This is a genomic window from Sporosarcina sp. FSL K6-1508 (genome assembly GCF_038007465.1).
Classification (GTDB): domain Bacteria; phylum Bacillota; class Bacilli; order Bacillales_A; family Planococcaceae; genus Sporosarcina; species Sporosarcina psychrophila_B.
The window spans coordinates 917,916-940,867 of record NZ_JBBOXF010000001.1 but is presented as its reverse complement, the minus strand read 5'-3'; the positions used below and the strand labels follow the sequence as shown (position 1 = coordinate 940,867).

The window sequence follows — 22,952 nt, the reverse complement described above, 5'->3', positions numbered from 1 at the left end:
TTTTGTTAGTCGGCTGTAATTCTTACTTAAATATTACATAAAAGTTATATTTGTATTCTCAATCCCATTGCTTAGGCGTATTCTCCTTTAAACTACCCAAATGCTGCCTTTTTCAAACAAAAAAAGCTATCCCGGTTTATCGGGACAGCTCAGGCACTTCAACCGCATCTCTTCTTGTCATTACTTGTTTGTCGTGCAGATGACAGGCGACGAAGTGACCTGTTTCTTGCTCGAGCCATTTCGGTTTTAATTCGGCACAGACTTCCATCGCGGACGGACAACGCGTCCGGAATACACAACCGGACGGCGGATTGATGGGGCTTGGAAGTTCGCCTTGCAACAAAATACGTTCACGCAATTCTTCAATGTCCGGATCTGGTATTGGAATGGCTGATAACAGCGCCTCCGTATAGGGATGGAGCGGCTTATCATAGAGCTGTGCACTCGTCGTCAATTCGACCATATGTCCAAGATACATGACGCCTATACGGTCAGAAATGTATTTTACCATAGACAGATCATGAGCAATAAATAGATACGTCAATCCTTTTTCCCGCTGTAGTCTTTGTAGAAGTTTGACAACTTGTGCTTGTACGGAGACGTCAAGTGCCGAAATCGGTTCATCCGCGATGATGAACTCCGGATCGAGTGCCAGCGAGCGGGCGATACCGATCCGTTGGCGTTGACCACCGGAAAACTCATGCGGATAGCGGTTTGCATGTTCGCGGCTCAACCCGACATCTTCCAGTAATTCATTGACACGAATACGCATTTCTTCTTTTGTTTTATATAAACTGTGTATTTGCATCGGCTCCGCAATTATTTCATAGACAGTGGAGCGCGGATTTAATGAGGCATATGGATCTTGAAAAATCATTTGCATTTTTTTCAGGAAACGCTGCCTTTCTTTACTCGTCATGTCGTGGACACTTTGTCCGCCATAAAGCACGTCCCCGTCCGTTTTACTATACAATCCTAGAATCGTCCTGCCCGCCGTTGATTTGCCGCAACCCGACTCGCCAACAAGGCCAAATGTCTCCCCTCTGTAAATATCAAAACTGATTCCGTCGACCGCTTTCAACTTTTCCCCGTGCCCAACGTCAAAATAACGTTTCAATTCAATCACTGATAACAAAGCCGGTTGCGTCATCCCATTTCCCCCTTCGTCATACCATACCGCCGGACAGCGCAAAGTTCTCGCTCTAATTTGGTGCCTGCAAGCTTCATCACTTCAACCGACTTTCCCGTATTATGAGAATGAAGGAGTAACCCATTCCCAAAGTAAAACCCGACGTGGCGGACACTCGCTGTCCCTTCATTGTTAGCAAAAAACAGAAGATCCCCTTTTCTCCAGAGCGACTGATTGTCTAATGGAATTTCCTCGCCACTCCCAGCTTGGTCGCTAGCGTCCCGCGGAATGGAGTACCCGCAAGCTTTCAGCATACTGTAAGTAAAGCCGGAGCAATCATAGCCATACGAGGACATCCCCCCCCATAAATATGGCAGGTCAAGGAAAATGAGTCCTTTATCAACAACCACGGAAACTGGTTGTTTTTTAAATTGGTGAATAGACGGAGCTATTTCTGCGTCATGTTTCAGTAACAACGCTTCTCCTGTAGGTGCGCAGACACGTAAATGAGTACCTGATTCGTCAATATAGGGCAGCGTTGAATTGAACGGGATCACGACAGAAGGCGTGCCATCCATATTCCACAATTGTGCTTTTCCAGATGTCACTCGCGCAAACCCTATCGCATGGATTGGTTTCGCTTCTTTCAATTGAATGAGGGGGACCCAGCCTGGATAACCGCGTTCGTCTTTATTCGACGGCTGCCAGACGGCGATAACTTTCGCCCAACCATCTTGTACCTCTTCGACAATGACTGGTTCGCCGAACAGCAACTGTGTCTGAATCCGATTGCCGTCACATAAGTCAAGGCGTGGTGCATAGGGCAAATTCTCGAGCCATCTTGTTAACCGAACCGGGTTTGCTATTCCGGGTTCATCGATCGCCCGAGCAGATACCGGCGATGTCCATACTGTCGCAACCGAGACCGCACAATACCAAGTGTTCACAATTGTCTCCATCACCCATCCACTCCTTTTCCTAAGTGCTCCATCTGTTCATGATCGAGGCCAAGACCTGGGGTTTTAGGTAGACGAATCGTTCTTCCTTCATAGACAATTCCCCCTGGAACAATATCTTCCGCCAACATAAGAGGTGCGTCGAAGTCAAAACGCGTCACATTCGGCTGACTCGCCGCAAAATGGGCCGCTGCCGTAATACCGAGCTTTGTCTCAATCATACTGCCGACCATACATTCCACGCCGTACGTTTCCGCAAGCGCATTGATTTTCAATGCTCCATGAATGCCACCCGACTTCATCAGCTTGATATTGATCAAATCCGCTGCCCTCGATTGAAGTATCCGCAGTGCATCACTTGCTGAAAAAATGCTTTCATCTGCCATGATCGGCGTTAACGTATTGTCCGTTACGTATTTCAACCCTTCGATATCAATGGCGGGTACCGGTTGCTCAATCAATTCAATCCCAAGTCCCGCATCTTCCAGCATCCGAATCACACGGACTGCTGTTTTCGCATTCCATCCTTGATTGGCATCTAGCCGGATTGTGGGGGCATCCCCGATTCGCTCGCGTATCGCTTTGACGCGCGCGATATCTTCATTTATATCTCCAATGCCCACTTTCACTTTCAGTACATCGAATCCATCGGCATTATAACGTCCTGCATCATCTGCCATCTCTTCGGGGCTGTTGACGCTCACTGTGAAATCCGTTTCGAATTCATTCCGGTAGCCGCCAAGTAATTGATAGAGCGGCATGTCCGCTTGTTGACCCAGTAAATCATGGATTGCCATGTCGATTGCAGCTTTCGCACTTGTATTGTGGACAATCGAACGGTTCAATGTGTTAAATATCGTTTCTCGGCGCCTGATATCGAGTCCGATCAGCGGGGGGGCAATCACTTTTTCGACGGCATATGTAATACTGCCGACTGAATCCCCCGTAATGACATGAGTCGGCGGCGCTTCCCCCCACCCTGTACGTCCGTCCTCACAGATTACTTTCACATAGACTGCATAAGCGGTATGGACCGTCCGAAGTGCCGTCTTGAAGGGCTTGATGAGTGGCACTGCAACTGGAATTGTTTCAATAGAGCGGATCAGCATGTTTCATCCCCCTTTTATTCCACGCCGGGCAATATCGTCAACGTCTTATTATCCGCATCGAGCTTTGCCCCAACGCCAAGTGGTATGGCAAAGTGTGGTTGGCAATGGCCGATTTTGAATCCTTTCACAACTGGCACCCCTAGATTAGCTGTGTAATCCGCGAACACTTCATCGAGCGTCAGTGTTTCTTTTCGTTTTTTCGGTTCCGCATCCGAGAAGTCGCCGATGACAATCCCCGCTGCTTCTTTAAGCTTACCGGCCATGCGGAGCTGATTAAGAAGGCCATCGACTCTGTAGGGTTCTTCGCCTACATCTTCTATAAAGAGAAGTTTTCCCTTCGTGTCCACTTCGAACTTTGTACCAATTCCACTTACGAGCAGTGACAGATTTCCACCAACAAGTTCACCTTGCGCAATACCGCCCCTAATCGTTTCCAAGGGTGCGATCGCTTCCGTGTAATGAAGTTCCATCGGCTCGAATAACTGTTGGAACATTTTAGCAGACAGTTCATGAAACGACTCTTTTCCGACACAAGAGGCAAGCATCGGGCCATGAAATGTGACGAGATTAGAGTATAGTCCCATCGCGGTATGCAAGAATGTGATGTCGCTGAAACCCCAAAAGATTTTAGGATTTTCTTTCATAAATTGCAAATCTATTTTATCTGCATAGCGAGCCGATCCATATCCTCCGCCTGCACAGATAATTCCTTTAATTTCGGGATCCGCAAACATGTCTTGCAAGTCCTCAAGTCGCTCGTCGTCCGTTCCCGCGAGATAACCATGGACTTTACTCACATGTTTACCAAACTTCCATTTCAAGCCGAGCTGTTCAAGAAATGCAAGTGATTTCTCTAAATTCTCCTGATTCGGTGGGCTCGACGGAGCGATAATACCAATCGTGTCACCTTTTTGCAGACGCTGTGGTCGTATTTTCATTCAAAAAACTTCCTTTCTTTATCGGGAGGAGGGGACAAGCATTTGGGTGACAGTCACCAAGTCAATTCAGACACAATTCCCAACATTCAATTATACGGGTTTCTCCATAAATTCAAAACGCGGCGCCACAACGGACGCCGCGACTGTCACTCAGTTCTTATCCGTATATTTCAAATCGAGATAGCCAACCGGATGACGCAGAATTCCAGTTATGCCCGGTTTTTCAAGCGTAGACTGATTGTAATAGTAAATCGGGAAGACAGGCATTTCTTCCATTAGAAGCTGATCAGCCTGTTTCAGCAATTCCCAACGCTTGTTTTCATCTGTCTCATTTTTAATATCCGTAATAAGCTTATCATACTCAGCATTCGACCATGTCGTCCGGTTCATGGACGAGTCCGTGATGAAGCTTTCAAGTGCATTCACAGGATCCGCATAGTCATGTAAGAAGGAGGAGCGGGACATCTGGTATTTAAACTCTTTTTGTTCCGACGCGAAAACTCCGCTCTCAACGTTTTGCAATACTACATCAACGCCAAGTACTTCCTTAAACTTCGCTTGTAGTGCTACCGCAATATTTTGATGCGACGGACTTGTTGAATACGTCAATTCCACTTTTGGCAATTCCGTGTAGCCTTCTTCTTTCATTCCTTCTTCTAGAAGCTTTTTCGCTTCAGCCGGATTGAACTCAACAAGTTTACCAACGGAATCTCGGAATTCCTTACCGTCTGGACCGATGAATCCATATGTCACGAAACCGTGCGCTGGCTTCTCACCATTCTTCGTTACATAGTCGACGATTTCTTCCTGATTAACCGCGAGTCCGAATGCTCTCCGAATCTTGGTATTTGTGAAAGGCTCCATCGAAGTATTGAATCGGTAGAAGTATAATCCTGCCTGGTCATCGATGCGCAGTTCATCGCTATCTTTCAACTGTTCTGCAAGTTCAGGCGGCACTCCTGATTGGTCTAATTCATTTGATTGGTACATCTGATACTCAGTTGTCGGATCATTCACCATGGCCCACTCTACCTTATCAAGCTTCACGACATCTGCATCCCAATAATTTTCATTTTTTTCAAATAGAAGACTTACATCATGATCCCATGATGTTAATTTGAAAGGACCGTTCCCAACAAACGACGAAGCTTCTGTAAACCATTTTGGATCGGCAGTCGCTACTTTTTCATTAATCGGGAAGAAGCTCGGATTTGTAATGACATTTAAGAACGCTTCATTCGGCGATGTTAATTTCACGACAAACGTCTTGTCATCCGGTGCTTCAACTGCAACATCTTCCACAGTGCCTTCGCCGTTATTATATGCTTCTGCGCCCTCAATGAAATACGCAAGGAATGAAGCGGGCGATGCTGTCTCCGGGTCAAGCATGTGACGCCACGCATAGACAAAATCTCCTGCGACGACTGAATCTCCATTCGACCATTTCGCGTTTTCACGGATTGTGAATGTGTACGTTAGACCGTCTTCGGAAACGTCAATCTTCTCCGCTGTCGCCTCTACAGCCAGGTGATCTTCTGATAAACGCGTCAATCCTTCCATCAAGTTATTCAAAGCACTCCACGAAACAGCGTTAAAACCAACCGATGGATCAAAAGATGTCGGCTCCTCCCCGTTATTCAAATAGAGGATTTTTTCTGCTTCTACCGGCTCAGCCTTCGTTCCTTCTTCTTTCTTTCCGGCATCCTTATCCTTCTCCGGTTCTTTCCCGGCATCCTTCGTTGCTGTACAAGCCGCCAGTACGATAGCGAGCATCGCTACAATGATAAACGTCAACCACTTCTTCATACAAAATCCCCCTCTGTTTGTTATGAATATGGAAGCACTTTTGTGCATATTGCCACCGTTTAGGCGAAAACCAGTTTCGCACGTTCATCCTGCAGCCAGCAATCGACTGCATGGTCTTTCGATAATTGTGTCGTTCCCGGATAGACATGACCGCAGACATCCATCGCGAACGGACACCTCGCCGTAAACGGACAGCCTTTAGGCGGTGAGAATAAATCCGGCGGCGTCCCTTCAATCGGCTGCAACTCTTCCTCTTTCAAATCAAGCCTTGGTACTGAATTAAGCAAACCCTTTGTATATGGATGTTGCGGCGTATAGAAAATCTCACGCTTCTCTCCAATTTCAATCACCTTGCCGGCGTACATGACCGCAATCCGATCAGCAATTTTGGCAACCACGCCCAGATCATGCGTAATTAGAATGATTGACACGCCTGTTTTTTCTTGGATTTCATCAAACAACTCAAGAATCTGGGCCTGGATTGTAACATCGAGGGCGGTCGTCGGCTCGTCCGCAATTAGAAGCTCCGGTTCGCAGATCAGCGCAATTGCGATGACAATTCTTTGCCTCATCCCGCCGGAAAATTGATGCGGGTATTGTTTCAACCGCTCTTCGGGATTCGGGATGCCCACCACTTCCAACATCCGGATCGCTTTCTTTCGTGCGTCAGCCTTACTCACTTTGTGATGTGTCCGAAATCCTTCTGTCAATTGTTCACCAATCTGCAGCGTCGGATTCAAGGCAGTCATCGGATCTTGGAAAATCATCGATATATCAACGCCCTGTATTTTTCGAAGGCGCGCTTTACTCAGTTTTGTCAGGTCCTTCCCTTTGAACAACACTTTCCCATTTTTTATTTCCCCAGGCGGCTGCGGGATTAACCCCATAATCGTATTGGCTGTGACACTTTTTCCGCATCCTGATTCTCCTACAATTGCGAGTGTCTCTCCTTTATATAGTTTAAACGACACACCCCGCAGAGCTTGTACTTCTCCGCCGAACGTCTTGAATGATACGTGCAGATTCTCTACCGTAAGCACTTCTTCACTAGAAGCCGTTTTCCGTTTCCGTTTTTTGCCACTCTGTTTCTCTGTATCGCCTTGCCACTCTGCGATTAGCACATCTTCCTGCCGATTATGGACAGGCACCTTATCATTGGCCAATTGGTGTTCATCCAAAATCCATCACCCCCTTAGTTTCGGATCGAGCGCATCCTGCATACCGTCACCAAGGACGTTAAATGCAAACATTGTCATTGATATGAAAAATGCCGGGAAGAACAGTCGCCACCAATGTCCAGACAAGATAACCGGCAGTGCATCGTTCGCCATGACCCCCCAGCTTGCAAATGGGGTCTGGATGCCGAGTCCAAGGAAACTCAGAAACGCCTCCGCGAAGATTGCACTTGGTACGGTCAATGTCATTTGGACGATGATTGGACCCATCGTATTCGGCAACAAGTTTTTCCGGATAATCCTCGGTGTCTTTGCCCCGAATGATTTCGATGCCGTAACAAATTCATAGTTTTTAATTTGCAGTACTTGTCCTCTCACAATACGGGCCATTCCAACCCAGCCTGTTATCGTCAGTGCAATGATGATGGTCGTCAAACTAGCTCCCATGAGGACCATCAGCAAAATAACGACTAGCAGGTGGGGTAAACCATATAATATTTCAATAACACGCATCATGATGGTATCGGTCCGACCGCCCTTATATCCGCTTATACCGCCGTAAATGATGCCAATGAAGAAATCGATTAACGCTGCCATTACACCTACGAACAATGAAATACGTGCACCATACCATGTGCGAGTAAAGACATCGCGCCCCGCTTCATCCGTCCCAAACCAATGTCCCGCGGAAGGGGCTTTATTCTGATTCGGGTAATCCGTTCCCGTCACGGAATACGGAGAAAGTATCGGGGCAAATATCGCAAACAGCGTCAATACAATAAGAAAAATAAGTCCAGCCATCGCTAATTTGTTCTCCCTTAAGCACCGCCAAGCATCTTTCCAGTATGACAAGGATGGCCTGACAACTGATTCCCCTTCATCCGCGCCCTTCTCCCTCGGCCTAAACCACTCATCCGGAACACTTACACGCTGATCATTCTGTACCATTACACATCACCTTCCTTCTTGTGCAATTTAATGCGCGGATCCAGAAAGCCGTATACGATATCGACAAGGAACAGCATGAAGACGAGAAACGCGCTATAGAAAACCGTCGACCCCATAATGACCGGATAGTCCCGATTATTAATACTTTCAACGAAGTATTTTCCCATTCCTGGTATAGCAAAAGTCTGTTCAATAACAAAAGTTCCCGTCAAAATCCCTGCAAGCATCGTTCCCATTATCGTAACGACTGGCATGAGTGCATTGCGAAGTGCATGGCGCACAACAATTCGAAACGGCGACAGTCCTTTTGCACGTGCCATTTTCATATAATCCTGCGTTAACACTTCAAGCATGCTTGCCCGTGTAAGCCGCGCGATGATGGCCGTCGGACCCGTTGCCAGTGCCAGCGTCGGCAAGATCATATGGAGTGGACTACTCCAAGTCGCGGGCGGCAGCCACTGCAAGTTGACTGCAATCTGTTGGATCAATAACGTCGCAAGCACAAAGTTCGGAACGGATATCCCAACGACAGCAAACGTCATTGCCATGTAATCGATAATGCCATTATGCCGTAGCGCTGCAAATGTACCGAGAATAATACCTGATATGACTGCAACGAGGATGGTCACCATCCCAAGTTCAAATGATATGGGGAACCCCCTGGCCAGCAAGGTATTCACCGATTCATTCGGCTTTTTAATGGAAGGTCCAAAATCGAAGGTCGCAATGGATTTCAAGTAATGCACATATTGGACCGCTACAGGTTGATCAAGTTTATAAAACTTTTCAAGATTTGCCTGTATCGTCGGGTTCGAGGTCCTCTCTTCATCGAATGGTGATCCAGGTATTGAATGCATCAGGAAAAAGGTCAGTGTCGCGATGATAAGGATCGTAGCAATCATCATGAAAAATCGTTTGACTATATATACCGCCATGCACCATTCCCCCTCAGCAAAACTTTGTCTGCATTGCAAGTTCAACCATAACAAGCATCGCTCGATACGCTTCAATGATATCTTTTGCTTCGAACTTCACAATTGTTGTACCTTGCTCAATTTCACAGCCTGGCATAAGAGCCGCCCATTCTGCCTGTCCGTAGTTTGTAAATTCAATTCGAAGTACCGGGCTTTCAGGTGGGACGAGCGGTTGAATCGACGTACATTTCGCAATCGCCTCGGCTGTCTTTTTTTCAAGTAATGCATGTGCTTTTTGCGGATGAAGTGTTTGAACAGCGGAGCGGGATATCGATTGTTTCACAGCTGCCGTTACCACGCCCGGGATGAGTGCCTCTGCTTCCCTGCATGCCCCGTCATCTCCGGCAACCATGATAACGGGTACACCGAAATGTCCTGCAACGTACGCATTGAAACCAAGTTCTCCGATTTCAACGTCATTGATGTACATATTCCTCACACCAAAAGTCATCGAATGGCTCATTACACCAGGTTGTCCGGCACGGGCATGGTATCCGGCGAAAATTGCTCCTGCAAACGTTTCGTCAATCGACTGCACCATGGAGAGCGGTTTCAAATCGCCCGTGATAAGATCCGCGTCCGGATGAATTTCTTCGACAAGAAGGTTATTCATTTTGGAATGGCTATCATTAACAAGGACCTGCTCCGCTCCTTTTTCAAATGCCGCATAGATAATTGCATTTGCCTCCTCCGTCATAATACGCCGCGCACGCTCGTAATTATGACTAGCTGAGTCAACAAATGTGTAATCCGGCAATCCTGTAATACCCTCCATATCAATAGATACATATATTTTCAAAAAATGCCCCCCAAGCTCTTTTTCATCTACAAATATAACAACATCCCTTTTACTAATTAATAACAATACTATCAAAAATTTATGAATATTAAAATATCTTTTGAATGAAAGAAAAACCGCTACCCAGACTAAACCAGGTAACGGTACTTTTAATGCTTACTTATTCACTTACACCCATTTCATACAACCATAGGTCAGAACCTGGGTCGATTGAATAGTTAACAACACGTTTGCTAACCGCTTCAAGGTCATAGCGATAAAGTGTTGGAGCTAGTGATACATCTTCAACCATCATTTCTTGCCATTGATTGTAGATATCCCTGCGGTAGTCTGCATCGAATGCTTTTACAGAAGTGCCTGCTGCAAGTAGTTCATCGTTCTTTTCGCTTGTGTAATGAGAGTAGTTAGAGACTGATTTCCGACCGTGAATTCCTGAAGGATCTGGATCTGAAGCAATCGACCAAGCTCCTTGGAAAACATCAATGTCTTTGCGGCCAGTTTGAAGCATGTCATAGAATGCTTGCATTTCGTGTAAGCGTCCGTCTAAAAGCTCAACTTTAAGACCAACGTCTTCCCAGTTTTGTATATACCATTGCGCAAGTGGTTCAGCTACTTCTCCACCCGACATTGTAAGGAAGTTCAGTACATATTCATTGCCGTCCGCATCTTCACGGAAGCCATCACCATTTACATCTACAAATCCAGCTTCATCAAGAAGCGCTTTTGCTTTTTCAGGATCATATGGACGTCCTGGGTTTTCAGAATCATGGAAACCTATTACTGGAGTGATAAGCGTTGTTGCAGGGATACGGAGATCATGATACATCTCTTTACCAACTACTTCGTTATCCATTGCATGCCACATCGCTTGGCGAACGCGCTTATCAGCAAGTTTTGAATCTGGATCCATTACGTTTTCTTCTTTCGCTTCATCATATGAACCAAGGTTAAAACCGATATACGTATAGACCAAACCTATTCGACCAAGGAGTTCAAACTGTTCTGAATCCTTCGCATTCAAGTACTGATCAGTTGGGAACTCTGCAATATCGACTTCTCCTTTTTCAAGTGCCTGAAGAATTGATGCACTGTTGACAACCTTCAAGACGATTGATTTTAGATTCGGTTTCCCTCTCCAATAATCATCAAATCTTTCATACTGAACAGATTCACCTGGAACAACTTTTTTAACTTTATATGGACCGAAACCAATCGGTGCTGTACGAATCTTGTCAGAGCTTTCAATTTCCTCAATTGTAGTCTCGCCAGTTGTTATGTCACCAAGATAGTGTCTAGGCGTAGGTGCTGTCCATACTCCGGACATTATAGACGGTGTTGCTTCTGTAAATGTAATAGCAATTGTTTTATCGTCATCGGAAATTTCTATACCAGAAATTGTATCAGCTTTACCTTCGTGATAAGCAGGCATTCCCTCAACATTAGATATTGAGAATTGGTAACGTGAAGCCGTGTAATCCGGATGACCAATAATCTCATACGAGTAAAGTAGGTCAGATGCTTTTACGGGCTCTCCATCATGCCATTTCACACCATCTTTAAGTTTCATCGTAATTGTTTTATTGTCATCAGAAATCTCATATGTCGCTGCCCCATCGCTCGTAATGAGGTAATCCCCATCCGCCGCTAGAAAGTCTTCAGCAAAGAATTGCATAATGTTAGCGTCTGGTGCATCGCTATAGAATACTGGAGAGAGAGTCCCTTTGAACGGGTCACTTGATACAAGTCCGTAAACTAGTTCTCCATCTTCAACTACTTCGGCTTTATTAGAAACTTCTACTGGGAATGTAATCTCTTCATTCCCTTCTTTTTCTTCTACCTTTTCTCCCGCCTTTTCTTCTGCAGGCTTTGCTGGATCTTTCTCTTCTTCTTCAGTCTTTTCCTTACCCGTACATGCAGCCAGGAATACACTAAGAACTAGCATAAGGCTGACGAGCATCATAAGTTGCTTCTTTGCCAATTGTATTACCTCCCCTATTTTTTTAGGCTAATCTTTGTCTTGCGTCAGACGCGCGTTTGACCGCTTGGCCGACGTAATTTATACACAGCATCATTACTAGGATCAGTAATGCTGCGGGTAACCATACCCACCACTTATTTTGCACAATATCAGGATTTCTCGCAAAAGCGATTAGCGTCCCAAGAGAGGGTGTGCCTGTAGGAAGACCGAAACCAAGGAATGTGAGGCCGGTCTCCAACCCGATATTTCCTGCAAGAGTAAGTGTCATATTCACAATAACGATGGAACTCAAGTTAGGGAACATTTCAAAAAACATAATTTTCCAACTTGGTGTTCCTAACGTTTTGGAAGCATTAATATAATCTAGCTCCCTTTCTGCAAGTCCCTTTGAACGGATGAGTCTCGCTTTCCCAAACCAGGCGAAGGCGCTCATTATAAGGATAAAACTGAATATCGTGTAATTAGGTACGATTGTTACAAAAACGATAATGAACATAAGTGATGGCAAAACCATCAGAAAGTCAATAATTCTCATAATGATATTATCAACGAGGCCACCGAAGAAACCTGCAATGAGTCCTATTGTTAAACCTAACAAACCTGCAATCAATGTGACACAAATTCCGATTGTGAATGAGTTTTTTGCACCAAGCAACAGTTGTCCGAAAATTCCCCGGCCACCGTCATCTGTTCCGAGCCAATGTTCTGCGGAAGGTGGTTTATGGATATTCTTAAAGTCAACCCTTACTAGTTGTGTCTGATCGATAAATAACGGAGATAGATAGGCGGCCGACAAAAGAATCGTAAGTAGGATAAGTGATCCTAGCGCCATTTTGTCGTTCCTAATTTCACGCCAAATCGTTTTTATGAACGATGGATTATTAATTTTTTCTTGAGCCATGAGCTGCTTCTCATTTAGAGATATTGTATCTTTCATCTGTTTTCCCTCCCCTTTCCTCCCTATTCATCATTCAACTCGGATGCGTGGATCTACAATGCTCAAGATGATATCCGATAGCATTGTTCCCACGATTGTGGCCGTGCCTAAAATCATGACAAGGGCCGTAACAACAGTGAAATCACGAGCGCCGATTGATGTTAAGAAAAGTTGTCCGAGTCCGGGATAACTGAAAATCGATTCAATGAAAATGGATCCGCCGATAAGACCAGTTATTTCATAACCTAGAAAGGCAGCTATCGGTATAAGTGAGTTCCGCAAGATATGGCGTGTATAAACTTTTCTTTCAGGTACCCCTTTTGCACGAGCCGTTTTGACAAAGTCTTTCAGTTTCGTGTCAATAATATCATTTCGCAAATATTGGATTGTTCCGAATGTGGCGAGAAGTGCTCCTGACATGACTGGTAAGACAAGGTGTTTTGCTTTACTAACAATATAATCCCATGAGCCGACCTCAAATTTTATATCGACACTACCCCCGATAGGGAACCAACCGAGAATGAAGCTGAAAAGGAATAGCATTAGAAGCGCAAAAACGAATGGCGGTGTAGCAAATGCAAAGTAATTATAGGTGACAATCATTTTATCCACCCATGTGTCTGTCCACCTTCCCGCAACAATTCCAAGTGGGATGGCGATTAAATACGTGACAATCAATGTGGCTAATGCTAACAGGACCGTATTTGCGACCCTTCCGGCAAGTAAAGAAGTGACCGGTTGCTTATACATATAAGACATTCCGAAGTCACCTTGGACTGCATTTCCAATCCAGCGTCCATACTGCTCATACCACGGATCATTTAATCCATGTTTTTCACGAATCTGTTCTATTTGTTCTGCAGTCGCATTCGGATCTCCGGCGAAAGCTCCTGTGATGGCATCACCTGGCATTGCCTTCGCAAGCACAAATATAATCAAACTCAGAAGAATCAATTGCGGGATCATGATTAGTATTCTTCTAAAGATGAATTTTAGCATTTTTTCATAATCCCCCTTTATTGCACTGCAACGGAATGTGTATCAGAAACCTTTTTCAGGTCAAACATCCGTCCATCTTTATCGAAATAATTATCATAGTCTGCTCGGTATTCTTCATTGATGGACTGGCGGAGATGCGTTTTCTCAAATCGCTTTTCCGGATTCATTTCTGGAATTGCAGCAATAAGTCTTTTCGTGTATAAGTGTTGTGGATTATTGTAAACATCAGAAGCTGTTCCTTCTTCAACAAAACGGCCTTTATACATGATACCGATACGGTCACACATATGCTGTATGATCCCTAAGTCATGAGAGATAAATAAATAGGTTAAATTAAATTCCTTTTGAATTTCCTGCATGAAGTTCAAAACTTGCGCTTGTACAGATACATCAAGCGCCGATACAGGTTCATCCGCAATAATCAATTTCGGATTTAATGTAAGTGCGCGTGCAATTCCAATTCGTTGTCTTTGTCCCCCCGAGAATTGATGCGGGTATTTATAAATTGATTCAGGATTCAAACCGACACGTTCAACGAGCGCTTGTACCCGTTTTAATTCTTCACCTGGTGACATGCGTTCGAAGTTGCGGAGTGGTTCCGCAATAATGTTCAAGACGTTTTTCCGGATATTCAATGAAGAGTAAGGATCTTGAAAAATCATTTGAATGTCTTTTATATGTTGTCTTCTATCTGCACGTTTTAGTTTTGCAAGGTCACTGCCTTCAAATAAGATTTCTCCGTCCGTTGAATTATTGAGCCCGATAATTGCGCGCCCAGTTGTCGTTTTCCCACAACCTGACTCACCAACAAGGCCATACGTCTCCCCTGGCTCAAGTTCAAAACTGACGCCATCAACTGCCCTGACTTGATCGACCACCCGACGGAGAAAACCTCCTCGTATCGGATAATGTACTTTTAAATTATTTACTTTAAGTAGTGACATAATTTTCTGCTCCTACTCTCTCCTCAGGGAAGTGGAAGTTTTTGTAACAGCTACAACGGACAAAATGACCTGGTTGTACTTCGTTTAGTTTAGGATTCTTTTCATGGTCTTCCTCAGGAATCCATTTAATACGCGGAGCAAACCTGCAGCCTATCCGATCAAGCTTCTGTATAGAAGGGACAATTCCTTCTATAACATGAAGCTTTTCTTTTGATTCCAAATTAGTCGGGATTGAATTTAATAACGAACGGGTATAAGGATGTAAAGGATTCGCAAAGAGTTCACGAACTTCAGCAATTTCGACCACTTCACCCGCATACATAACCGCTACACGGTCAGCCATTTCTGCTACGACCCCAAGATCATGTGTTATAAGAATAATGCCTGATTTAATTTGATTTTGAAGTTCTTTCATAAGATCCATGATTTGCGCTTGAATCGTTACGTCCAATGCTGTCGTCGGCTCATCCGCTATTACAAGAACTGGGTCACAAGCAAGTGCGATTGCGATAACCACACGCTGCCTCATACCGCCAGACAGTTCATGAGGGTACTGCCCAAAGACGTGCTGTTCATTTTTAATACCTACACGCCGGAGTAAATCAAGGACACGTTTTTTCTTTTCTGCTGCCGAAAGTTTCATATGGTAATCCATCGGTTCCTCAATCTGTCTACCGATCGTGGCTAACGGATTAAGTGCAGTCATTGGATCTTGGAAAATCATTCCCACGTCTTTGCCGCGAACCTTATTCAATTTAGATACCGGCAGGTTCAAAAGATTCTGACCTTTAAAGTTAACTTGTCCTTCAAGCTTCGTAGTTTTCAGATTATGAAGGCCCATTATGGAAAGAGCGAGTGCACTTTTCCCGCAACCCGATTCTCCTACGATTGCGACGACCTCATTCTCATGGACTGTTAAGGAAACATCATCTACCGCCGCGTAGTAGTTACCCTTGATGCTAAACGATGTGCGTAGATTCTCAATTTCCAATACTGGATTTCCCAAGAAAACTTCCTCCTTACATTACTTAAACTCCCAAACTGTGTATAGTAAATTTTCTGATATTTGTTTGCTTGCACCAATATACTATACAAATTTATAGATGACAACACTATTTTTTTAGAATATTAAAACCTCGGTATATTTCATATATGACAAACAGGTTACAAACGTTGGTTTTAAAGCACTTTCTAAACCGAAATATTCTTAATCTTTTTTGAAAAATAATTTGTCACATTATTTATTAAACACAAAAAACGATTTCATTCAAAATTTGAATGAAATCGTTTTTTATTGTTCAGAAAAGATATCTTCGACAGAATTATTACGAGTTCCGCCATTTTTTCCATCAAAACATGGATGCCAATTCAATTATTTGATGAACTTGCTGAGGAAGATGCAACCATTGCCGCAATCGTTGCTGCCATTACCGCTTGCTGCGCTTGTATAATTAATTCAACTGACGTTGCAAGACTGACACTTGCCGCTTCTGCACTTTCAGTTAACTGATGCATAATATACCCAATCGCAATAGAGAGTGCCATTTCCCGATTCCATTTAAATGGTTTTGATTCTTCCAATGCGTGTGTCAATTCGACAATATTCTTTAATTCTGCATCATCTATCCCAAAAACAGTTAGGAATCCAATCATTGGATAATGAACAGGCCGCACTTTCGTATTCTGCTTAAAATGGATAAGGACTTCTGCTGCCCTTGCTACAAGACTCGGTTCAAATTTAATTTGTATGTAAGTCATTACCTGTGACAGCCATTGCAGTTCATTCCCCGACCGGAATCCCTCAGTCCGCAGTGCATCATAATACACTCGCATCGATTTGGCATGCTCCATTGGATCGGCACCTCTTTTACCCAACAATACTGCATATGCGTAATCATCATCAGACGTCAAGAAGAAATGTCGTTTTTTTATCGCATCATATAGCTTTTTAGCTTGACGTGCTTCATTTTCATAGAGACTTGTGTCGTTCGTCAAGAGAAGTGCAGCCAAATACGAATGGATTGTATTACGGAAACCTAAACCTTTTAAAACTTGCTGCTTCGCGAATAAACGATTCACTTCTTTATCAATATCCGCTCCAGGCTGATCTAGAAATGCTGCCATCATCGGAAGAAGATTGCCGCGGAGCGGAGAAAGCCAACTTGATTTGCTTTTCAGTGCATCCATCACTCTACTCAAACTTTCCGCATCAAATTCCCTTTCGGATGTGACATAATACGATGTAATTGTCAGCACGACGTTTTTATCCACCGTCCAACCTGCCAACGACTTCACTTTCTCATATGTCGTTTCGACTTCCTGTCTAATCACATTCGCATCCATTGACCACATCTCCTTTTATATATGTACGCTTGTCCGCAAGAAAGGTTTCACTAAACTTGGCAAAACATCTACTAATTGTTATGCTTTTTGAAAATATCTACAGAATTGAGTGATTCACTTGACCGAATTTGAAGCTATTCAACAAACTCCTTCATTCCAATCAAAAGAAACTCTAAAAGAACAACTTAGCACACTTGGCGTCAAATCGGGTGACCACATCATTGTCCATTCATCCCTCAAGTCGATGGGCTGGATTGCGGGCGGTGCACAAGCCGTCGTCGAATCACTCATTGAAACAGTGACTCGTAACGGTACAATTATCATGCCTGCACAGTCTGCCGACAATTCTGAACCATCTTACTGGATGCTTCCACCTGTCCCGAAGGCCTGGCATGAACCAATACGTCAATCTATCCCCGCTTACAATCCTAGCTTAACCCATCTGCGCGGAATGGGGAAAATTGCCGATTGCTTCCACCGCCACCCAGAAACAATTCGCAGTCCTCATCCCGCTCATTCCTTCATGGCATGGGGACTACATGCAGATGAATGGATGGCTGAACACCCGCTTGAAGATTCATTTGGAATGAGCTCTCCGCTCGGGAAAATGTTGGTGGCGAATGTGAAAGTCATTATGATTGGTGTCGGTTATGAATCGTGTACAGCTCTTCATTTATCCGAATACCTGGTCCCTGGACTCACAGTTTCCCCTCAAGGAGCCGCTATCATGCAAGACGGCGAACGTTTTTGGGCCACTTTCGATATGGCCGATGTCGATTCAGACGTTTTCCCAGCGTTAGGCCAAGCTTTCGAGGGAATAAACCCTGGTATCGTCCTTGATGGCAAGTTGGGTCAAGCCCTTTGCAAAGTCGTTCCGATGAAACCGCTTGTCGATTTTGGGACTGAATGGATAAGAAAAAAAGAAGGTTAATAAGTTAACTTTTTTAAGGCCGGATATGTGAATGAACTTATAACCCCTCAACTTGGCAGGTCTTTTTACTCTCCTACATAAAATTATCTGATTAATTACTACCATTTTTTAAATTTGACGGAAAATATAGAGGATTCTTACATTAAAACAACGAAGACAGAGGATGTACAAATTAATAGGGAGGTGATACATAGTGAAGAAGAAAAAAACGTTTTTACTATCGGGGGCATTATTGTTGATGTTTGCAGTAGCTCCGATTGCCAATGCAGGAAGTTCTCTTCCAGTTCCATTACCTACAGACGGCGGGGGAGGGTCAAAACCGCCGGCATGTACCCCGCAAGGTTATTGTCCGATTCCAACTTAATACTGAATAAAATGTTATTGATTGAAAAGGCTCCCCTTGTTACTCAGAGAAATTCTGAGTAACAAGGGAGAGCCTTTTTTGAAATCTTAATCATGATTTCTGATCAACTCTCTTATATTCTCGTCCATATATCTATCTTTACTACACTTCAGTTGATAGTCTGGTGAACTTCATTTCTTGAAGCATCTACAAGTGAATGTATTAAATCTAAATCTCCCATATGAAAAGCAGTAACAATCGCGCTACCAACAATGACTCCGTCTGCAAGCGCACCAATTGACCGGACCTGTTCAGGCGTTGAAATCCCAAACCCTGCTAGTACAGGGACAGGACTTACCTTTTTCAATTGCTCCAAATGGGCAGCAAGATCCTCGCCAAATCCATTCCGCACCCCTGTAATACCGTTTACCGTCACCGCGTACACAAAACCTTCAGCTGCCGCTGTTATTTTCTTAATCCGTTCTGGCGGGCTCGTTAGCGAGACCAGTGGAATAAGTGCAATCTTAGATATTGTAAGGGAATTACGCAATAGTCCACTTTCCTCGTACGGCAAATCAGGCACAATAAGACCGCTAATCCCGCTGTTCTGGCAATCCCTTGCAAATTCATTGATGCCATAGCCTAAAATCGGATTCAAATAGGTCATGATGATGAGTGGAACCGTTACTTCATCGTTGAATAAAGCGAGTTCTTGTAATACTTTGCGAAGCGTTACCCCTTCAGCAAGTGCGCGTTCGCCAGCCTCTTGTATAACGGGGCCATCTGCAACCGGGTCTGAAAAAGGAATACCAAGTTCAATTGCAGTGACGCCTGTTTCTTGGAGAAATAAAATATTTTTCTTTATCGTTTCAAGCCCGCCATCGCCCGCCAGTATATAGGGTACAAACGCCTTATCGCCGCGACTTACACAATTAGTAATCGCGTTGGTTAAGTCTTGCTTAGTCATTCAAGCCACCTCCTAAAGCATCGCGTACCGTTTGGACATCTTTATCACCACGTCCTGAAAGGCAAATAACGAGAATTTCTTCCTCACCCATCGTACCTGCCAGTTCTAATGCATAGTGAACAGCGTGTGCACTTTCAAGCGCAGGAATAATTCCTTCTACTTTCGCTAATAACTGCAATCCTTCCAATGCTCCAGTATCTGTTACTGATGTGTACATAACTCGCCCAATATCATGCAAATGGCAATGCTCCGGTCCGACAGCAGGGTAATCGAGACCTGCCGAAATGGAATGGGCTTCTTGGATGAATCCATCATCATCTTGCAACACATACATATATGCCCCATGCAGAACGCCTTCTTTGCCATCCGCAATCGCAGCTGCATGAAGCCCCGTTTCAATGCCACTTCCCGCTGCTTCAACGCCGTACAAAGCAACGTCTTCATCATCTACAAATGGATGGAACATGCCTATTGCATTGCTCCCGCCACCGATGCACGCAACAATTGCATCTGGCAGACGCCCTTCTTTCTCCACAATTTGTCGTCTCGTTTCCACACCAATAACACGCTGGAAATCACGAACAATTCTCGGGAATGGATGCGGACCAAGCGCAGATCCTAATATATAATGCGTATCTTCCACATTCGCCACCCAGTAGCGCAATGCCTCATTGACTGCATCTTTCAGTGTCCCGGAACCTTTATCGACTGAAACGACTTTTGCTCCAAGCAACTCCATGCGAAAAACATTCAATTCCTGCCTGCGAATATCTTCTTTCCCCATATAAATAACGCATTCAAGATTAAATAAGGCACATACCGTTGCTGTTGCTACTCCGTGTTGACCCGCCCCCGTTTCCGCAACAATTTTCTTTTTGCCCATGCGCATCGCAAGGAGCGCCTGTCCGACTGTATTATTGATTTTATGTGCGCCCGTATGGTTTAAATCTTCCCGTTTAAGATAAATCTTGGCGCCGCCTGCTTCTTTTGTAAGTCTTTCTGCAAAATATAGCGGTGTCTCCCGTCCAACAAAATCCTTTAAGTAATAACTTACTTTTTCCATGAAACCCGGATCCGCAATCGCTTCATCGTATGCAGCCTCCAGTTCAATGAGCGCTGTCATTAACGTTTCAGGAACAAACTGACCGCCGAACTTTCCGTACCGCCCTGCTTTGGATACTTGTGAACCATCCAATTCTTTTACCATAACTCATCTCTCCTCCTCTTTGACCACCTTAATAAATGTGCGCATTAAGTTCTCATCTTTTCTTCCCATAACTTCCACGCCGCTTGAAACATCCACCATGTATGGCTGTACAGTCCGGATTGCTTCACCGACATTTTCCGCATTCAGTCCCCCTGCGAGAATGATGCTATCCGACTGTACATCGCACTCTCTCATCAGTTGCCAATCGAATATTCTTCCACTGCCGCCTTTATAGTCCGTTCCAGGTGTATCGAACAAAAAGTAGTCCGCCTCATATTGTGCAGCCTGCTTTATATCTTCACTGCTGTGAACTGATATCACTTTAATGGAAGGAAGTCCGATTTTATTAATGAAATCAGGGCTTTCATTTCCATGGTATTGAACAAAATCTAATGGCACTTCTCGATAGGTCTTTTCGATAAATGCCCGTGAATCGTCTACAAATACACCAATTTTCATTACCTCAGGCGGAATATTCTCTGCCAACATTTGTGCCTTGGCAATCGTCACTTGTCGCTTGCTCGGTGCGAAGACAAAACCTATGGCGTCCACTCCTGCGTCGACCGCCATTTTCACATGTTCCTTTTCCAGTAGTCCGCAAATTTTTACTTTCGTCATCGGACTGCTCTGGATAACGCGACTTGAAGTGAATGGATGGCTATATCGACTGCACCGCTTCGCATAAGCGATTCGCCCACTAGGACTGCACTTGCACCGGCATCCGCAACGAATAACGCATCTTCTGTTTCCCAGATACCGCTTTCGCTAATGAGCACACGTTCCTCATCAAATGGAAACAGAGCTGCAATCTCCTCAGTCTTCTTTAGATCGACTTTAAATGTGTGAAGATCCCGATTGTTGACGCCTATCAGTTTCGCGTCGATGGCGATTGCACGTTTCAGTTCTGCTCCGTCATGTACTTCCACAAGTACTTCGAGTCCAGATGCCACAGCATAGGCATGTAGATTGCTGAGTTCTTCATCCGTGAGAGCAGCAACAATCAGTAGAATGACAGATGCACCAGCACTTTTTGCATGATCAATCTGTACGGTATGGACAATAAAGTCTTTGCATAGCAATGGAATCGGAACATTATCCGCCACGGCTGCTAAGTCCTCGAAAGAACCCTTAAAGAAATGACTATCCGTCAATACAGATATGCACGCTGCGTCCGCGTTATAGTAAGAAATAGCCTGTGCAACTGGATCCGCACCTTCCGCGATAAGTCCCTTGGAAGGTGATGCACGCTTCATTTCTGCAATGACTTGCAAATGCTCTGTGTTGTATAGTCTTTTGAATAAAGAAGGGCGCGATGGTCGACCTTCCCGCAACACGCTCGGTTGTGTTAGCAATTGCTGTACTTCACGTCGTTTCTCTTGTAAAATTTCATCCAAAATCGTCATCTTGCCACCGCCTTTATACCGATTTTCGAACTGAATGCTACAACAGCATCGAGCTTTTGCAACGCTTTTCCAGATAAAATACTGTCAGTCGCCTGTTTGACGCCCTCTTGAATTGTCCCTGCTCGCCCATTTGCAAATAATCCGATGCCTGCATTAAAAACGACCGTATCGAAATGAGGACCGCGTCGTCCATTAAAAACCGCCCGAATTGTTGCTGCATTTTCCTTCGCGTCGCCTCCACGTATAGCTGAAATTGGGGCATATCCAAGCCCCACATCATCTGCTGTCAGCGAAAATGGGATCAAATCGCCTTTATCAAGAAGAACAAATGCATTTTGTCCCGCAAGTGACGCTTCGTCCATTCCACCCGCTCCCGATACGACAATTGCCCGCTCTCTACCAAGCATGCGCAATACGGATGCATATTCCATCGTGAAGTCCGGTCTGTTAATACCCGTGAACTGTGTTTTCAATGGGATTGGATTTGTCAAAGGCCCTACCAGATTGAAGATTGTCGGCTTGCCAATTTGCTGCCGGATTGCTCCGATTCGTTTCATTTTCGGATGAACATTTGGTGCATATAAGAAGGTGATCCCTTCCTGTTGAAGCAGTTCGATGGTTTCATCTAAGCTGAAGTCTATATGAACGCCAAGGGCTTCCAATACATCTGAACTTCCTGCAGCACTCGAAACTTTCCGATTACCATGCTTAGCGATAGATGCTCCCGCTCCCGCCAAAACGAACGCGGACGCCGTACTGATATTGAAAGTATTTGAGCCATCCCCGCCTGTTCCGCAGTTATCCATAAATGTTTCCCGCGCAACATTTACTCGAAGTGCAAATGATTTCATGACTGCAGCAAGAGCCGCAACTTCATGGGCTGTTTCTTCTTTTTGTGACAATGCAACTAGGAAATCGACTACGTCCTGCGATTCTGTTTGTTCATCGAACATCAACTTAGAAGCTTCCACCATTTCTTCATACATCAAATGCTCGCCCATCTCTACTCGTCTAACAAAACCTCTCATCTCAATCTCTCCTCTGCTCTACTAAGCTCTTTCTTACA

Annotated in this window: 22 protein-coding genes; 2 read left to right on the top strand and 20 right to left on the bottom strand. The window is 44.6% G+C overall.

The window, feature by feature from the left end; genetic code table 11:
• Positions 1 to 136: 136 nt before the first annotated feature.
• The 15 genes from MKZ11_RS04355 to MKZ11_RS04285 form a co-directional block, all read right to left on the bottom strand.
• The gene (locus tag MKZ11_RS04355) at positions 137 to 1,150 is read right to left on the bottom strand and encodes an ABC transporter ATP-binding protein (RefSeq protein ID WP_340792796.1); all 1,014 of its coding nucleotides are present in this window, start codon (positions 1,148 to 1,150) and stop codon (positions 137 to 139) included.
• Complete coding sequence (locus tag MKZ11_RS04350; RefSeq protein ID WP_340792795.1) at positions 1,147 to 2,088, bottom strand: C40 family peptidase; 942 nt, start codon at positions 2,086 to 2,088, stop codon at positions 1,147 to 1,149. Before MKZ11_RS04350 ends, MKZ11_RS04355 begins: the two co-directional genes overlap by 4 nt.
• A complete protein-coding gene (locus MKZ11_RS04345; RefSeq protein ID WP_340792794.1) occupies positions 2,088 to 3,194 on the bottom strand; it encodes a mandelate racemase/muconate lactonizing enzyme family protein in 1,107 nt (368 codons plus the stop codon). The genes MKZ11_RS04350 and MKZ11_RS04345 overlap by 1 nt, the downstream gene beginning before the upstream one ends.
• A gap of 14 nt (positions 3,195 to 3,208) precedes the next feature.
• On the bottom strand, positions 3,209 to 4,132 hold the full coding sequence (locus MKZ11_RS04340; RefSeq protein WP_340792793.1) for a S66 peptidase family protein: 924 nt from the start codon (positions 4,130 to 4,132) through the stop codon (positions 3,209 to 3,211).
• Between the two features lie 150 nt (positions 4,133 to 4,282).
• A complete protein-coding gene (locus tag MKZ11_RS04335; RefSeq protein WP_340792792.1) occupies positions 4,283 to 5,938 on the bottom strand; it encodes a peptide ABC transporter substrate-binding protein in 1,656 nt (551 codons plus the stop codon).
• Positions 5,939 to 5,997: 59 nt separating this feature from the next.
• Positions 5,998 to 6,978 carry an ABC transporter ATP-binding protein gene (locus MKZ11_RS04330; RefSeq protein ID WP_340796910.1) on the bottom strand — a complete coding sequence of 327 codons (981 nt, stop codon included), beginning with the start codon at positions 6,976 to 6,978 and terminating at the stop codon, positions 5,998 to 6,000.
• Between the two features lie 144 nt (positions 6,979 to 7,122).
• The gene (locus MKZ11_RS04325; RefSeq protein WP_340792791.1) at positions 7,123 to 8,061 is read right to left on the bottom strand and encodes an ABC transporter permease; all 939 of its coding nucleotides are present in this window, start codon (positions 8,059 to 8,061) and stop codon (positions 7,123 to 7,125) included.
• Complete coding sequence (locus tag MKZ11_RS04320; RefSeq protein WP_340792790.1) at positions 8,061 to 8,996, bottom strand: ABC transporter permease; 936 nt, start codon at positions 8,994 to 8,996, stop codon at positions 8,061 to 8,063. Before MKZ11_RS04320 ends, MKZ11_RS04325 begins: the two co-directional genes overlap by 1 nt.
• 13 nt (positions 8,997 to 9,009) lie before the next feature.
• On the bottom strand, positions 9,010 to 9,834 hold the full coding sequence (locus tag MKZ11_RS04315; protein WP_340792789.1) for a M55 family metallopeptidase: 825 nt from the start codon (positions 9,832 to 9,834) through the stop codon (positions 9,010 to 9,012).
• A gap of 160 nt (positions 9,835 to 9,994) precedes the next feature.
• Positions 9,995 to 11,812, bottom strand: a complete 1,818-nt coding sequence (opp4A, locus tag MKZ11_RS04310; protein ID WP_340792788.1) for an oligopeptide ABC transporter substrate-binding protein — start codon at positions 11,810 to 11,812, stop codon at positions 9,995 to 9,997.
• A gap of 22 nt (positions 11,813 to 11,834) precedes the next feature.
• Positions 11,835 to 12,749: an ABC transporter permease gene (locus MKZ11_RS04305; protein WP_445326976.1), complete on the bottom strand. Its 915-nt coding sequence runs from the start codon at positions 12,747 to 12,749 to the stop codon at positions 11,835 to 11,837.
• Between the two features lie 30 nt (positions 12,750 to 12,779).
• Positions 12,780 to 13,748 carry an oligopeptide ABC transporter permease gene (gene opp4B / locus MKZ11_RS04300; protein WP_340792787.1) on the bottom strand — a complete coding sequence of 323 codons (969 nt, stop codon included), beginning with the start codon at positions 13,746 to 13,748 and terminating at the stop codon, positions 12,780 to 12,782.
• A 17-nt stretch (positions 13,749 to 13,765) separates the two neighbouring features.
• A complete protein-coding gene (locus MKZ11_RS04295; protein WP_340792786.1) occupies positions 13,766 to 14,692 on the bottom strand; it encodes an ABC transporter ATP-binding protein in 927 nt (308 codons plus the stop codon).
• Positions 14,679 to 15,698: an ABC transporter ATP-binding protein gene (locus MKZ11_RS04290; RefSeq protein ID WP_340792785.1), complete on the bottom strand. Its 1,020-nt coding sequence runs from the start codon at positions 15,696 to 15,698 to the stop codon at positions 14,679 to 14,681. The genes MKZ11_RS04295 and MKZ11_RS04290 overlap by 14 nt, the downstream gene beginning before the upstream one ends.
• Positions 15,699 to 16,060: 362 nt before the next feature.
• A complete protein-coding gene (locus MKZ11_RS04285; RefSeq protein ID WP_340792784.1) occupies positions 16,061 to 17,035 on the bottom strand; it encodes a DUF4003 family protein in 975 nt (324 codons plus the stop codon).
• Between the two features lie 118 nt (positions 17,036 to 17,153).
• Between MKZ11_RS04285 and MKZ11_RS04280 the strand changes: the two genes are divergently transcribed.
• Positions 17,154 to 17,966 (top strand): aminoglycoside N(3)-acetyltransferase, encoded by an 813-nt coding sequence (locus MKZ11_RS04280; RefSeq protein ID WP_340792783.1) that lies wholly within the window; start codon positions 17,154 to 17,156, stop codon positions 17,964 to 17,966.
• A 193-nt stretch (positions 17,967 to 18,159) separates the two neighbouring features.
• Positions 18,160 to 18,330, top strand: a complete 171-nt coding sequence (locus MKZ11_RS04275; RefSeq protein ID WP_340792782.1) for a hypothetical protein — start codon at positions 18,160 to 18,162, stop codon at positions 18,328 to 18,330.
• Positions 18,331 to 18,478: 148 nt separating this feature from the next.
• Here MKZ11_RS04275 and trpA read toward each other — a convergent pair whose 3' ends face one another.
• Genes trpA through trpD form a run of 5 tightly spaced genes read right to left on the bottom strand, consistent with a single transcriptional unit; the run spans position 18,479 to position 22,914 of the window.
• On the bottom strand, positions 18,479 to 19,276 hold the full coding sequence (gene trpA / locus MKZ11_RS04270) for a tryptophan synthase subunit alpha (protein ID WP_340792781.1): 798 nt from the start codon (positions 19,274 to 19,276) through the stop codon (positions 18,479 to 18,481).
• The gene (gene trpB / locus MKZ11_RS04265) at positions 19,269 to 20,483 is read right to left on the bottom strand and encodes a tryptophan synthase subunit beta (RefSeq protein WP_340792780.1); all 1,215 of its coding nucleotides are present in this window, start codon (positions 20,481 to 20,483) and stop codon (positions 19,269 to 19,271) included. Before trpB ends, trpA begins: the two co-directional genes overlap by 8 nt.
• A 3-nt stretch (positions 20,484 to 20,486) precedes the next feature.
• The gene (locus tag MKZ11_RS04260) at positions 20,487 to 21,101 is read right to left on the bottom strand and encodes a phosphoribosylanthranilate isomerase (protein WP_340792779.1); all 615 of its coding nucleotides are present in this window, start codon (positions 21,099 to 21,101) and stop codon (positions 20,487 to 20,489) included.
• Entirely contained in the window at positions 21,098 to 21,886 is a 789-nt protein-coding gene (trpC, locus tag MKZ11_RS04255) for an indole-3-glycerol phosphate synthase TrpC (RefSeq protein WP_340792778.1), read from the bottom strand. The genes MKZ11_RS04260 and trpC overlap by 4 nt, the downstream gene beginning before the upstream one ends.
• On the bottom strand, positions 21,883 to 22,914 hold the full coding sequence (gene trpD / locus MKZ11_RS04250; protein ID WP_340792777.1) for an anthranilate phosphoribosyltransferase: 1,032 nt from the start codon (positions 22,912 to 22,914) through the stop codon (positions 21,883 to 21,885). The genes trpC and trpD overlap by 4 nt, the downstream gene beginning before the upstream one ends.
• Between the last annotated feature and the right edge of the window lie 38 nt (positions 22,915 to 22,952).